Below are 14117 nucleotides of genomic sequence, written 5' to 3' on the forward strand. Positions count from 1 at the left end.
TACCCATGAACGCCGCCCAACTGCGCCGCGTCAATGTTGAAAGCTTTGCGCACTATCGTCAGGGTTTGATTGATTTGCTGCTCGACGCCGTCGGCTATGGCGCCAGTGTCGGGTTCATGGCGGATCTGGATGCGACCCAGGCCCGAGCCTATTTCGATGAAGTCCAGGAGAACCTGAACAAAGGCAACGTGCTGCTCTGGGTGGTGGTCAAGGACGAACAGGTACAGGCCAGCGTGCAATTGACGTTGTGCCAGAAAGCCAATGGGCTGAACCGCGCCGAAGTGCAGAAACTGCTGGTGCGTGAACATGCCCGTCGTCGCGGCCTGGGCCAACAGATGATGCATGCCGTTGAGCTCGCGGCCCGCCAGCACAAGCGCGGCATGCTCTACCTCGACACCGAAGCCGGCTCCCCTGCCGAAGACTTCTACAAGGCCCTGGGTTACACCCGCGTCGGCGAAATTCCCGACTATGCCTGTGACCCGAACGGCCAGTACAAACCGACCGCCCTTTACTACAAGATTCTCCAAGGAGCCCATTGATGATTCCCGGTGAATACCAGATCCAGCCCGGCGACATCGAACTCAACGTCGGCCGCCGCACCCTCAGCCTGAAGGTGGCCAACAGCGGTGACCGACCGATCCAGGTCGGCTCGCATTATCACTTCTTCGAAACCAACGACGCCCTGACCTTCGACCGCGCCGCCAGCCGCGGCATGCGCCTGAACATCCCCGCCGGCACCGCCGTGCGCTTCGAGCCGGGGCAGAGCCGCGAGGTCGAGCTGGTAGACCTGGCCGGCCATCGCCGGGTGTTCGGGTTTGCCGGCAGGATCATGGGTGACCTTTAAGTCATGCGTTGTCCGCACCGGCCCCTTCGCGGGCAAGCCTCGCTCCTACAATTGATCACATCCCCCTGTAGGAGCGAGGCTTGCCCGCGAATCTGTGAGCGAAGCGAACAGTCTCAAATCCAATTGAATCCCAAGGCAAGCGCATGAAAATCTCAAGACAAGCCTACGCCGACATGTTCGGCCCCACCGTCGGTGACAAGGTCCGTCTGGCCGACACCGAGCTGTGGATCGAAGTGGAACAGGACTTCACCACCTACGGCGAAGAAGTGAAATTCGGCGGCGGCAAAGTCATTCGCGACGGCCAGGGCCAGAGCCAATTGCTGGCGGCAGAAGTTGTCGACACCCTGATCACCAACGCCCTGATCATCGACCACTGGGGCATCGTCAAGGCGGACGTCGGCCTCAAGGATGGGCGCATCGCCGCCATCGGCAAGGCCGGCAACCCGGACATCCAGCCGAACGTCACCATCGCCGTCGGCGCCAGCACCGAAGTCATTGCCGGTGAAGGCATGATCCTCACCGCCGGCGGCATCGACACGCATATCCACTTCATCTGCCCGCAGCAGATCGAAGAAGCATTGATGAGCGGCGTCACCACCATGATCGGCGGCGGCACTGGCCCGGCCACCGGCACCAATGCCACCACTTGCACCTCCGGGCCATGGCACCTGGCGCGCATGCTTCAGGCCGCCGATGCATTCCCGATGAACATCGGCTTCACCGGCAAGGGCAACGCCAGCCTGCCGGAACCGCTGATCGAGCAGGTCAAGGCCGGCGCCATCGGCCTCAAGCTGCACGAAGACTGGGGCACCACCCCGGCGAGCATCGACAACTGCCTGAACGTGGCCGACCAGTACGACGTTCAAGTGGCGATCCACACCGACACCCTCAACGAGTCGGGCTTCGTCGAAACCACCCTCGCCGCCTTCAAGGGCCGCACCATCCATACCTACCACACCGAAGGTGCCGGCGGCGGCCATGCCCCGGACATCATCAAGGCCTGCGGTTTTGCCAACGTATTGCCGAGTTCGACCAACCCGACCCGGCCGTTCACCCGCAACACCATCGACGAACACCTCGACATGCTGATGGTCTGTCACCACCTGGACCCGAGCATGCCGAAGACGTGGCCTTCGCCGAAAGCCGCATTCGCCGCGAAACCATTGCCGCCGAAGACATCCTCCACGACCTCGGCGCGTTCTCGATGATCAGCTCCGACAGCCAGGCCATGGGTCGGGTCGGTGAAGTCATCACGCGCACCTGGCAGACCGCCGACAAAATGAAAAAGCAGCGCGGCCCGCTGCCCGGTGATGGCGAAGGCAACGACAACTTCCGCGCCAAACGCTACATCGCCAAATACACCATCAACCCGGCGATCACCCACGGCATCAGCCATGAAGTGGGCTCGGTGGAAGTGGGTAAATGGGCGGATCTGGTACTCTGGCGTCCGGCGTTTTTCGGGGTCAAACCGACGCTGATCCTCAAGGGCGGAGCCATTGCGGCCAGCCTGATGGGTGACGCCAACGCTTCGATCCCGACGCCGCAGCCGGTGCACTACCGCCCGATGTTCGCCAGCTACGGTGGCTCGCTGCACGCCACCAGCCTGACGTTTATCAGCCAGGCGGCGCAGGAGGCCGGTTTGCCCGAAGCGTTGGGCCTGAAAAAGAAAATCGCGGTGGTCAAAGGTTGCCGTGACGTGCAGAAAACCGATCTGATTCACAACGATTACCTGCCAAACATCGATGTCGATCCGCAGACCTATCAGGTCAAGGCCGATGGGGTGTTGCTGTGGTGTGAACCGGCAGAAACCCTGCCGATGGCTCAGCGCTACTTCCTGTTTTGAGTCGCTGGATACGTCACAAGCAAAGGCCTCGAACATCTGTGTCGAGGCCTTTGGTTTTGCTGCTAACGATGTGCAACCCCAAGCAGCGCTAAGCGGGCCCGATCCATCGCTTGCCGGGTCAGTATTCTCAGCCGTTGCCTGATTTGCTGATCGATGTCCTCCAGCGCCTGGGTGTAGTCATCGTCACTCATGAGCTGCCCCTCGGCGAAGTCGTTTTCGTCGTTGCCCAACTCGCGACACAACTGGTTGACCTGCACATCCAGGGCAGACTTCGCCTTCGGGGCAACCGCCTCGGCCCGACGTAGCAACGCCTCCTGTAACTCGGTGATGGCGTCAATCCGTCGTTTCAAGCCATTCAGTTCATCAGGGTACGAAGTCTCCAGCCAGGTTTTCCAGACAGGTTGCTCAAGCAACCGATCCGGCAGCAGATCACCTTCCTCCAGCGCCACGATCCGCTCGAACGCCGCGTCAATCATCTGCCGGGTCACCCCGGCGATCTTGCGGAACTGCATGCCCCGGGCCTGCCATGGCAGAGACAGACGCTCGGCCAGGTCGGTCATGTAGGCCAAGTGGACTTCCACTTCATCGATCGTGCCGGTGACATTGTCATGTTCGTCAACCCGCCGGAACTGCTCGCCTGCCGCCACCCGCGCGGCGACCCGTTGACGGGCGATGGCGCCGATCTCATCGAGGCGAGACTTGCCCAGCGCCAGTTCCAGCAATTGTGGTTCGATCAGGTCCAGACGACCCAGGGCATAGGCCTCATGGATCAGCACCTGCACCCCCATGGCGTTGAACAGTTGGGTTCCACCGTCCACGCATTCGGTGGGCGCGGCGGCTTCGGCGAACAACCTGACCCGCAGTTCGCTGTTCTGTGCCATGGCCTCGAGCATCCGCCAGACCTTGGCGGTCAAGTCCACCCGATACGCGCCGCCGGCCGTGAAGTCGGCGGACTGGGTGAGCCTGCGGATTTCATTGAAGAACGGTAGCGAGTCGAATTCATCCTCAACGTCGTACCAGACTTTCTGCCCGGCCAGCCATTGCGACTCCGTCAGCCCCTGGGACCACTCCAAACTGTCCAGCGTGCCTCGGGGCGGATATAGACGCTCGGGGTCCAGGCCGACCGACTCGATGTATAACCTGAGGGTGTTCAGATTGTCCGGCGAGATCCAGCGCGGCTCTTGACTGATCAATGTGCGCGCCAACAATTCGGCGCGAAATGAGCCGGGAGCGACATCCGGTACCCGAATGATCGGGTTATAGCGCAAATCCAGATGAATATTGTGGGGGCGCGGCTGGGAAAACAGACCTACGGGCCAACTGTCCAGGCCCGTCTCGCTTAGCAACAGTGTCTGCAGGCCTGGCATCCGACTGACGTCAGGGCTGAGCTTCAACGGGTTGCCGCTCAAGTCTAAAGACCTCAGGCGGGTCAACCTCTTCAGACGTGCGACCGCCAGCACATCCAGTTCGATGCGGTTGTCACTGAGGTACAGATCGGTGAGATGGCTCATGTCACTGACCACCTGAGGAAGGGTGGTCAGCCGATTGCCTTGCAGGTTGAGTTGCCTGACCCGATGGAACGCCTCCAAAAAAGGCTCAGCCTGCGCAGTAAGCTCGCCATTGCTCAGGCTCAGCATGGTGACATGGTCAAAGTTGGCTTCCAGCTTCGGCAGGGTCGCCAGGTGGCGACCCATCATTGGAATGTTGTCCAGCAGCAATGCCTGGGGCAGAACCACACCCGCTGCCTCGGGTCCCGGTGACCCGGCTCGGCGCCAACATTGCCTGATCGCTTTATAGAGCAGGTTTCGCGACCGCCCCTCCGCCAGGCCCGCCGAGCTGAATCGAAACGAGGCGGTGGGCGATTTCAACCAGCGTTGCAGCGCCCGGTTCAACTGATTGAACTCAACCTCCAGCGCTGCAAGACGTTCATGCGCCGAGCCGCCATTCTGAGTGAACCCCGCCAGCAAGGTCTCGACCTGCTCTTGTGTGAACCCCGGATATAGCGAACAGGCTCGACGACGCAACCCCAAACCGTGCGGCGCTTGCTGCGCGTAACGTTGCATACCGCCACGAAGACGCATGATGGCCGGATCATAAAAAGGCTTGAGAACAGGGTTTTCCAGCAATACAGGCTCAAATCGGTCGCGCGCCAGCGGATGTGCCTGGATCCTGTTTTCCAACCGTTGCGCCTCGTGGATATCAAAGCCCAGGGTCGTGCGCTGGGTATCGGGTAACGCGTGCAGCACTGCGGCATACAGTGTGTCGTCACCATGCAGGTGCTGATCGAGCGCATCCCGTGCCTGGTATTGGCCGTCTTCCCCGAGAATCAACAGCTTGCGCATCGGTGCGTCCACCGGGCCGATACTGTCGAATAACCGGCCTTGAGCCGAGTATTCGCGAATTTCCAGCCGCAGATCACTCGGCCAGCCTGGCAGGGTCTCAAGCGAGTGCAAGGCCAGCCGCGTCGTGTCGGTGCTGTACAGTTCTTTGAGGTAGAGCCCTTCATAAGCGCGAGCCAAGCGCATTTGCTGCTCCGCGTGTCGGGCCTGTTGCGCCAGGTTCAGGGGCGTGCGTTGTTTCTCGTTCAAATGTTGCAAGTCCGCGGGATCGGCATGACGCAACAGATCCTCTGCCATGCTGATCGACAGATCCGGATAGTCGCTTTTGAGCCGTCGCACCAACAGATTGTCCGAGCGTTCGCGACGCGAATACAGGTAATCGAAAAGTCGTCGTTGCGATTGTCGTGCCTGCCCGCCAAGCAGCTCCCGGGTGGCCTTGATACGCGCCTGACGGTCACCGCCCAGCCATTGGCCAAGGAGTTCACGAAGCTCATGCTCATCAAGGAACTCGACAACCCGCTCAGGCAACATTCCGGCGACAAGCTCCTGTCGGCTCATGCGCAATGTATGCGCCGGTAACGCACTGGCAAAACCCTCCTTGATCGACGAGCCTGACAGATTCGCTGCGTCGAAAAACTCGATGGCCTTGCCCTCGGGCCAGCCCCGCACCTCAGTCATGAACCGCGGTACAAGCTCAGCCCATTCGTCATCGATCCGATTGCCGAGAATTCGTCCTGCGCAATCCTCGGCATCGGCATACGCGTTAAAGCGCTTAAGCGTGTCGCGCAATGAGGCGGGCGGCGTTTCGTGCTCCACGTGGAGCCAGCGCAACCTATCCTCATGCACGCCACTGACGACCGAGATGTGTTCCAGGGTTTCATCGGAGAACCTATCCACTGAAGCCCCCAGACGCCGGAGCAACCGGCTCTTGTCCCATTCAAGCGGTTGATCAAGTTCGGTCTTCCAGCTGCCGGCGCCGTTGTGCTCCAGCAGCGGCTGATAAGCATCGGGCCGGCTCGGATGCTGGAGGCGATGCTGCCCGGTCTCCGGATCCTGCATCAGCGCATAGCATTTGTCGTCGAGCCGCAGCAGGTCCTGTTCTTGATACCGCAACAGGCCCTCTTCGCTGACCGGTGCATCCACCGGCAAGACCATCGCTTGTTCATAGGGTTTCAGGTCCGGGCTCCACAACCGCTCCTTGCCGGCCACCTCCACCGGTTTGAGATCTTCGACAAATGGCGAGATGTTGATCGGGGCCAGCCTGCCACTGGGTAAAACGTGCCCGGCGCCCATGAGCGCCAACTGCGCAAAGTTGATCAACACGCCGTTGATGTACGCCGAGGCCTGCGCCTTATCACCCTTACTCCAGTCTTCGATGCCCTCGGCCAGTTCCGCGAGCATCTGCGCGACCATGATTCCCAGCATGGCTTCGCCAAGACCGGGCACCAGCATCGCGGTGAAATTGAAGAGGTTCCAGCCAACCGACAGATAGCTGGTCAAGCGTTTGAAGCGGGCGGTGGCGTCTTCGTCGTCGGTCGGCACGGCGATGCATCGCGCATCGGCAATGGCCTTGTCGCGGCGTTCGAGAAACAGTGTCTGCCACAACTCACCGGTAATGAGATTGGTGAACGGTTCTGCGTTGGGGTTCTCGACCGCCGTTTCGCGCCACCACGGGCCCATGTCGAGAGGTTCGCGCTGCTGCCAGGTGAAGGTCGTGAGGCGTTCGTTGACCCGGGCAAAAAAGTGCCCTTTATCTTTGTGTGCCACAAATCGGCTGAAAAAGGTCTGGTACCCGGTATTTCGCAACTGACCGAGCAGGGTTGTCATGAACGCGGCCAGCGATGGGTATTCCTTCAACGGCTGTTGCGGATCCTCTGGCACATAAGCGATCAGCGGACCGGATAAACGGCTCTGCCGGTAAATATCTTCTCTGCGCAACAGTTCATCGTCCACACCCTGCGCGCCATTGGCAAAGAACGCCTGCAACAGTTTGTATTGCTCGTATTCTCGCCCTGGCAACACTGGAATGCGCTGCGACCAGTCCAGCCAGAACTTCAAGGTGACGGGGGTCAGGGCATCGATGGCGCGTTTGATCTGCGACGGTTCGCTGACCGCGCTGAACAACACGATGCCGGTCAACCTGAAACCCATCAGCGATAAACGATGAGCGTGCAACGGGCGGTCGTACAAGGTGACACCCGCACGGCTTTCACAGACATCGCACAGTTTGGCGTAGGCATGATCGCTGATATCGCCCTTCAACCGGGCAACCAGCGCCGCCACCTGAAAGGCTGCCTTCTCGCTGGCGACTGAATCTTGCTGCAGGGTTCGCTGCGCCATGGGTGTTGCGGGCAACAGGATGGATTTGATGTGTTGCTGGTATTGCTCACCAATATTCAGACTTCGGCATAACGACGCAAACCTTGGCAACGTGATCTGCGGGACCCGCGCAAAAACGCCACGGGCATCCTTGCGATAGATACCCGAGCTGCTGCGCCATGCATCTTCCTCGGTTTCTGACGTTTCGAAATTATGTAATGCCGCCTCCAACAAGGTAGATGAGCGGACGCGACTGGCGCCGGTATCGATGCCGAAGATAATCTTGCTCGGCACTTCAAGTTGCACGACCCAATCATCAACGTTTTCGACCACATTAAAGTTTTCTTTTAATAACGAACCGAGCAGAGGCTCGGCGAATGCCTTTATCTCCTGTTGCAAATCAGCCAGCGTCTTGTCCAGCACGGCCTGCAGGCGCCAGCGCCGTTCAATCAATGCTTTAAGCTGTTGGCGGTCAATGGCTCGCGCCTCGCCATACCAATCGGGAGTCTGTGGATCCAGTTCCGTCAGGGCTTTCAACCTTGGCGCCGATGCACGCCTGATCGAGTCCGGGATAACATCGAGTACGCGACTGTAATGCTTGCCGTTGTTTTCGATTTGAGATGCTTCAGATTCCAGCGAATTGCTTCCATGCAAATCAGCCACTGTTCAATCACCTTGCTGTCAGGTCGGGAATCAACAGCTTTATTCACCCTCGGCCAAAACAAAAGACCAAATATCGGGTAAGGCCCCCCCTTGAAAAGGCACTGGACCCTTCGAAAATCATGTGGCCGAAAATACACAGATACCACCACGCAGCCGCGGGCCTATGCCAACCGGTGAGCGGTCTTCTTTTCGCAGTCAAAAGCGCTACTATGCGACTCGCTGTCTCGCACTCAGGTAACCGCCATGCGCCTTTCCGAATTCATCGTGTTACACGTTGACCGCATCGTCGATGAATGGGAGCAATTCGCCAAAACCATCACCCCTGCCGCCGAATCCATGGACCGCACCGCACTGCGCGACCATTCAAGGTCGATTCTGCTGGCGGCTGCGCGGGACATGACCAAGCCCCAGAGCGCCAGCGAACAGCTGGCCAAAGCCCGTGGCGAAGGCCCGGAAAAGACCCCGAGCCTGGACGAAGCCGGCGCCAGCCATGGCGAGCTGCGGCATACCGTGGGGTTTGATCTGGTACAGATGACCAGCGAGTTCCGTCATCTGCGCGCCTGCGTGATCCGCTTGTGGGTCAACAGCCTGGACTCCCCCGACATCGCCTATTTCCAGGACATGATCCGTTTCAACGAAGCCATCGACGAAGCCCTGGCCGAATCTACGGCGGCCTATGCCGAGCAGGTCAATCATTCCCGGGACATTTTTCTGGCAATTCTTGGCCATGACCTGCGCGCACCGCTGCAAGCGGTGAGCATGTCCACCGAAATCCTGATGCGTAAAACCAACCTTGAGGGCGACGCATTGACCTGCGCGCTCCACATCAAGCGTGGCACCCGCCACATGGCGGTGATGATTGGCGATTTGCTGGAGCTGGTCCGCAGTCGCCTGGGCAAGAGCCTGCCGATCGAACCGGCGCCCATGGATCTGGCCGATACGGCGCGTGAAGCGATTGCCCAGGCCTGCGCTGCTCATCCGCAATGCGATCCGACATTGAGCGTCGAAGGCGATACCCAAGGTGTGTGGGATGGCCGAAAGCTCAATCAGATGCTGCAGAACCTGATCGGCAATGCCTTGCAACACGGCTCGAGCAACAACGCGGTCAAGCTGACCCTCAAGGGCGAAGCGGACAGCGTTCGGCTCACCGTGCACAACGACGGTGCGCCGATTCCACCCGGGGCGCTCCCCACGATTTTCGATCCGCTGGTACGCAGTGCCAACGAAGCGCTCAACGGGCCGACCACCAGCCTTGGTCTGGGACTGTTCATCGTCAAGGAAGTGGTCAAGGCCCATCAAGGGACGATCGACGTCAGCTCCAATGAGGCCGATGGCACGATGTTTACCGTGGTGTTGCCCAGGAAGGTCTGACGGCGGTAGACCGCGTTATCATTCTTCGCGAGCAAGCCCGCTCCCACATTTGATTTGTGTACGCCGCAAATCCCCTGTGGGAGCGGGCTTGCTCGCGAAGGCGACCTGACAGACAACACAAAAACACCAGAACGATTACTCGACCAGCAACCGCCCCAACCGCTGCTTGAGCATGCGGTTCTCGGCCCGCAGTTGCTGGACTTCTTCCAGCAGATCCAGCGCCAGGGCGACGCCTTCCCATTCCAGCTCCAGATCGCGCCGCAGCTTGGCAGCGCGCTTGGCCAGCACCAGCTCATAATCGGTGAAACGCCAATCCTTGGGCTGTGCTCCCTGAGGTTCGAGGATGCCGTGTTCGACGATCTCGATCACATGCACGTCCGACAGTTCGGTCGCCTCGCAGAATTCTGCCAGGTCCAATAGAACGATCACGGGGTCGCTCATGATTGGCTACTCCTTATCTCGAAATCAAAAGTTCTCTCGCGGATCGAAAGCGGCTTTTTTCGCCAGCTCCTCCCACAATTCTTTGACGTCATGGTCGAGTTTTTTCGGCATCACTGCCTTGAGCTGCACGAACAGGTAGCCACGGTGACCGGCCTTGTGCAGCAGGCCGTGGCCCTTGGCGCGCATGCGCTGGCCATTCTGGCTACCGGCCGGAACCTTGAGGTTGATCTTGCCGGTCAGGGTCGGCACCGCGACTTCGGTCCCCAGCGCCAGCTCCCACGGAGCCAGCGGCAAGGTGATGATCAGGTTCTCGCCTTCGACGTCGAATTTGGGGTGCGGCGCAAAACGGATGGTCAGGTACAAGTCGCCATTGGCACCGCCACCGATGCCCGGAGCGCCCTGGCCCTTGAGGCGGATGCGCTCACCGTCGGTCACGCCAGCGGGGATCTTCACGTTCAGGCTTTTGCTGGTGTTGCTGACATGCTGGCCGGCAGCGTTGTAATGCGGCACCTGGAAGCTGACTTTCTTCGATTCGGTCGAGAGGGTTTCTTCCAGAAAAACCGGTAATTCCATTTCCACGTCTTGCCCTCGACGTCCGGCGCTATGGCCCGACCGTCCACCACCACCGAAACCCGGACCACGGTTGCCGAAGATCGAACTGAAAAAGTCCGAGAAATCGCCCGTGTCCTGACCACCCCCCCCGAAACCACCACGGCTCTGCCAACCCGGTGGGCCCTGAAAGGGCTGACCGTGGTGGCCGTATTTGCGCAAGTCGTCGTATTCGGCGCGCTTATCGGCGCTTTTCAGCGCTTCATAGGCTTCCGAAGCGTCCTTGAATTTGGCCTCGGCGTCCTTTTCCTTGCTGACGTCGGGGTGGTATTTGCGCGCCAGCTTTCGATAGGCGGCCTTGATCGCCTTATCGTCAGCAGTCGGCTCCACACCGAGAATCTTGTAATAGTCTTTGAAGTCCATCGAGGGAATCACCATCCATTATCGAAATCGCGCGGCCAGGCACAGCATGCTCTTGTTTGCAGCGTTTGGATTGACCGATCTCAAGGTTGTGACCGGGCAGCGCATCAGAAGTTTATCGGCAGCAGGGCGCGGTTCTTGCAGTCGCCCCAGGGGTTGCCAAGTCTATGCAGGGAAGTTTGGGGGTGATTGGGCATCTTTCAAGCGCTGAGCGCTGCGATTTAACGGATAGTCGGCCTACGAATCTTCGCCGCACTGACATACACTGCGCGGCCGTTTTTTAACCGGAACCTGAAAGACATGAAAAACGCATCTCCAGCCCGTGCCTGTGGTATCGACTTCGGCACATCCAACTCCACCGTCGGCTGGCTGCGCCCCGGCATGGAAACGCTGATCGCGCTGGAGGACGACAAGATCACCCTGCCCTCGGTGGTCTTCTTCAATATGGAAGAACGCCGCCCGGTGTACGGCCGGCTGGCGCTGCACGAGTATCTGGAAGGCTATGAAGGCCGGCTGATGCGCTCGCTCAAGAGTCTGCTGGGCTCCAAACTGATCAAGCACGACACCAGCGTCCTCGGCACGGCGATGCCGTTCAAGGACCTGCTCGGCTTGTTCATCGGCCAGTTGAAGAAGCGTGCCGAAGCCGCTGCCGGTCGGGAATTCGAGGAAGTGGTGCTGGGCCGGCCAGTGTTTTTCGTCGATGACGATGAAATGGCCGACCAGGAAGCAGAAAACACCCTGGTGGATGTAGCCCGCGCCATCGGCTTCAAGGACGTCTCGTTCCAGTACGAGCCGATTGCGGCGGCGTTCGACTATGAGTCGACCATCGAAAAAGAAGAGCTTGTCCTGATTGTAGACATCGGCGGTGGTACCTCGGACTTCTCGCTGGTGCGCCTGTCGCCTGAGCGCCGCAACCACGACAACCGTCACGACGACATTCTCGCCACCGGTGGCGTGCACATCGGCGGGACCGATTTCGACAAACAGCTGAGCCTGCAAGGCCTGATGCCGCTGTTCGGCTACGGCAGCCGCATGAAAAGCGGCGCCTACATGCCCACCAGCCACCACATGAACCTGGCGACCTGGCACACCATCAACTCGGTGTATTCGCAGAAGTCGACCCTGGCCCTGGGCAGCATGCGTTACGACATCGAAGACACCGGCGGCATCGATCGCCTGTTCAAGCTGATCGACCAGCGCGCTGGCCACTGGCTGGCCATGGAAGTGGAAGAAACCAAGATTCAATTGACCCACGCCGACAGCCGCCATGTGCCACTGGACCGGATCGAGCCGGGTTTGAGCGTGGAACTGAGCCGGGCACTGTTCGAATCGGCCATCGACAATCTGCTGGAGCGAGTGCGCAACAGCGTGACCCAATTGCTGGCAGACGCCAATGTGCGGGTCGATCAGGTGGACACCGTGTTCTTCACCGGCGGTTCGAGCGGGATTCCGGCACTGCGCAACAGCGTCTCGGCGATGTTGCCGAATGCGCGGCATGTGGAAGGGAACATTTTCGGCAGCATCGGCAGCGGGTTGGCGATCGAGGCGGCCAAGCGTTACGGCCCGATGGATTGACCTGAAAGACCGCTGCGCCTGCTTCGCGAGCAAGCCCGCTCCCACATTCGACCGCATTCCATCTGGAGGAACTCGGTCGAATGTGGGAGCGGGCTTGCTCGCGAAGGCGTCAGATCAGGCAATGCATTCGACCTGATCAAACCATCCCCACCTGCTTCAACTCACTCTTCAGATACGCGTAATAAATCGGCCCCGCCACCACCCCCGGCAGGCCGAACGCGGCTTCGAACACCAACATTGCCAGCAGCAACTCCCACGACTTGGCACTGATCTGCCCGCCGACGATGCGCGCGTTGAGGAAGTATTCGAGCTTGTGGATAACAATCAGGTAACCCAGCGCCGCCACCGCCACCCAGATCGATAGCGACAAGCCGACGATGGTGATCAAGGTGTTCGACATCAGGTTGCCGATCACCGGCAGCAGGCCGAGCAGGAAGGTCAGCACGATCAGGGTTTTGGTCAGCGGCAGCTTGATCCCGAACATCGGAAGGACCACCGCGAGAAAAATCCCGGTGAAGAAGGTATTGAGCAGGGAAATCTTGATCTGGGCGAAAACGATGTTGCGAAACGCCTGGACCAACAGGTGCAAACGGTCGAACAGCGCCGCGGCCAACGGTTTGCGCTTGGTCACATCCGGCGCTCGCTGCAAGGCAATGATCGCCCCCAGCACCATACCGATCAGCAGCGTCACGAACATGTGCGCCGCGTCCTTGCCCACCAGTTGCAAGTCGCTGAGGTGCTTGCTCATCCACTCGCCGATGGCCACGCGAAACTCGGCGGCACTGGCCGGTAGATAAGCGTCGATGAACGGCGGCAACTGCCCCCGCGCGCGGTCGACCACGACCATGAATTTGTCGAGAGAAGCACCAGGGTTTTCTGCCTCGTGCAGCAGAAAACTGATCGCACCGGCAAAGATCAGCGCCAGCACGCTCACCACCAATGTCCCCAGCAACGCCACCGCCAGCCAGCGCGCACGGCGGCCTTCGATCAGCCGCTGCAATTGCGGCGTGAGCATGTTGACCAGTTCAAACACCAACAACCCGGCCAGCAGGCTGGGCAGTAATCGCAGAGGGAGCACCAGCAGCAAACCACCAAAAATGATGACCCAGCTGATAAGCAACAAGACCTGACGCTGAGAAAACGCTGACATACAGCCTCAAAACGAACGACGTAAAAGGATTGGCAGTCTGCCAGCGTTCCGGGGCGAGCACTAGGGATTGTGTCGGTCGACCTTACCGGCCCCTTCGCGAGCAAGCCCGCTCCCACACTGGATCTCCTGTGAACACACCTTCTGTGCACGCCTGAGAATAAATGTGGGAGCGGGCTTGCTCGCGAAGGGGCCAGCACAACCGCCACAAAGCCTCCCGAGCTGACCGCGCTGCTTATTTTTTCTTCAGGCAATCGCTCATGAAGGTTTTGCGTGCATCACCCGTGAGGGCCTGGGCGGTCGCCGTGGCATTGCAGGTTTTCATCTTTTCTTGTTGAGGGGTCATGGGCTTGGCGGCATCGGCGGCCGGCGCGGCTTTGAGGCAGGTGCTCATGAAGGCTTTGCGCTCGTCGCCCTTGAGGCTTTTGGCGGTAGCCTCGGCATTGCAGGTGGTCATCTTGTTCTGTTGGGCAGTGGCGGCGAAACCCTGGGAGCAGAGCAGCAAACCGACCATCAACAACGGGGCACGCAACATCTTCATGGAGTGTTCTCCTTGTTGCCGCACCGATGGATGCGGCCTCGTTTCGGAGTGTAGACAAAGCCTGT

General features: G+C 59.8%; 9 protein-coding genes and 1 pseudogene. 5 read left to right on the forward strand and 5 right to left on the reverse strand.

Going from position 1 to position 14117, the window contains the following annotated elements; translation table 11 throughout:
* The first annotated feature begins 5 nt into the window (after positions 1-5).
* From ACIPLA_RS15345 to ureC, 3 genes and pseudogenes are all read left to right on the forward strand, one after another.
* Positions 6-539, forward strand: a complete 534-nt coding sequence (locus ACIPLA_RS15345; protein WP_401173892.1) for a GNAT family N-acetyltransferase — start codon at positions 6-8, stop codon at positions 537-539.
* Positions 539-844: an urease subunit beta gene (locus tag ACIPLA_RS15350; protein ID WP_030128285.1), complete on the forward strand. Its 306-nt coding sequence runs from the start codon at positions 539-541 to the stop codon at positions 842-844. The genes ACIPLA_RS15345 and ACIPLA_RS15350 overlap by 1 nt, the downstream gene beginning before the upstream one ends.
* A 143-nt stretch (positions 845-987) precedes the next feature.
* Positions 988-2687: pseudogene (gene ureC, locus ACIPLA_RS15355) on the forward strand (urease subunit alpha).
* A gap of 62 nt (positions 2688-2749) precedes the next feature.
* Here the strand turns inward: ureC and ACIPLA_RS15360 are convergent.
* A complete protein-coding gene (locus tag ACIPLA_RS15360) occupies positions 2750-8008 on the reverse strand; it encodes a dermonecrotic toxin domain-containing protein (RefSeq protein ID WP_401173896.1) in 5259 nt (1752 codons plus the stop codon).
* 243 nt (positions 8009-8251) lie between these two features.
* Between ACIPLA_RS15360 and ACIPLA_RS15365 the strand changes: the two genes are divergently transcribed.
* The gene (locus ACIPLA_RS15365; protein ID WP_401173899.1) at positions 8252-9379 is read left to right on the forward strand and encodes a sensor histidine kinase; all 1128 of its coding nucleotides are present in this window, start codon (positions 8252-8254) and stop codon (positions 9377-9379) included.
* A 135-nt stretch (positions 9380-9514) separates the two neighbouring features.
* Here the strand turns inward: ACIPLA_RS15365 and ACIPLA_RS15370 are convergent, their stop codons facing one another.
* Both ACIPLA_RS15370 and ACIPLA_RS15375 read right to left on the reverse strand, forming a co-directional pair.
* The gene (locus ACIPLA_RS15370; RefSeq protein ID WP_192345908.1) at positions 9515-9820 is read right to left on the reverse strand and encodes a chaperone modulator CbpM; all 306 of its coding nucleotides are present in this window, start codon (positions 9818-9820) and stop codon (positions 9515-9517) included.
* 24 nt (positions 9821-9844) lie between these two features.
* The gene (locus ACIPLA_RS15375) at positions 9845-10792 is read right to left on the reverse strand and encodes a DnaJ C-terminal domain-containing protein (protein ID WP_123499867.1); all 948 of its coding nucleotides are present in this window, start codon (positions 10790-10792) and stop codon (positions 9845-9847) included.
* Between the two features lie 297 nt (positions 10793-11089).
* On the opposite strand from ACIPLA_RS15375, the gene ACIPLA_RS15380 reads away from it, so the two are divergent.
* Positions 11090-12364, forward strand: a complete 1275-nt coding sequence (locus ACIPLA_RS15380; RefSeq protein ID WP_192345911.1) for an Hsp70 family protein — start codon at positions 11090-11092, stop codon at positions 12362-12364.
* 136 nt (positions 12365-12500) lie between these two features.
* Here ACIPLA_RS15380 and ACIPLA_RS15385 read toward each other — a convergent pair whose 3' ends face one another.
* A complete protein-coding gene (locus ACIPLA_RS15385; protein ID WP_218397245.1) occupies positions 12501-13514 on the reverse strand; it encodes an AI-2E family transporter in 1014 nt (337 codons plus the stop codon).
* A 232-nt stretch (positions 13515-13746) separates the two neighbouring features.
* Positions 13747-14052, reverse strand: coding sequence for a PsiF family protein (locus ACIPLA_RS15390; RefSeq protein WP_123499780.1), 306 nt, complete (start codon positions 14050-14052; stop codon positions 13747-13749).
* Positions 14053-14117 lie beyond the last annotated feature (65 nt).

The sequence above is a fragment of the Pseudomonas sp. NPDC086112 genome (assembly GCF_044746425.1).
Taxonomy (GTDB): domain Bacteria; phylum Pseudomonadota; class Gammaproteobacteria; order Pseudomonadales; family Pseudomonadaceae; genus Aquipseudomonas.

What these genes read in the sequence shown, in the direction of transcription:
- ACIPLA_RS15380 (WP_192345911.1), top strand. Translation starts at nt 11,090, where the DNA reads ATGAAAAACGCATCTCCAGCCCGTGCCTGTGGTATCGACTTCGGCACA.
- ACIPLA_RS15385 (WP_218397245.1), bottom strand. Translation starts at nt 13,514, where the DNA reads ATGTCAGCGTTTTCTCAGCGTCAGGTCTTGTTGCTTATCAGCTGGGTC.
- ACIPLA_RS15375 (WP_123499867.1), bottom strand. Translation starts at nt 10,792, where the DNA reads ATGGACTTCAAAGACTATTACAAGATTCTCGGTGTGGAGCCGACTGCT.
- ACIPLA_RS15390 (WP_123499780.1), bottom strand. Translation starts at nt 14,052, where the DNA reads ATGAAGATGTTGCGTGCCCCGTTGTTGATGGTCGGTTTGCTGCTCTGC.
- ACIPLA_RS15350 (WP_030128285.1), top strand. Translation starts at nt 539, where the DNA reads ATGATTCCCGGTGAATACCAGATCCAGCCCGGCGACATCGAACTCAAC.
- ACIPLA_RS15345 (WP_401173892.1), top strand. Translation starts at nt 6, where the DNA reads ATGAACGCCGCCCAACTGCGCCGCGTCAATGTTGAAAGCTTTGCGCAC.
- ACIPLA_RS15370 (WP_192345908.1), bottom strand. Translation starts at nt 9,820, where the DNA reads ATGAGCGACCCCGTGATCGTTCTATTGGACCTGGCAGAATTCTGCGAG.
- ACIPLA_RS15365 (WP_401173899.1), top strand. Translation starts at nt 8,252, where the DNA reads ATGCGCCTTTCCGAATTCATCGTGTTACACGTTGACCGCATCGTCGAT.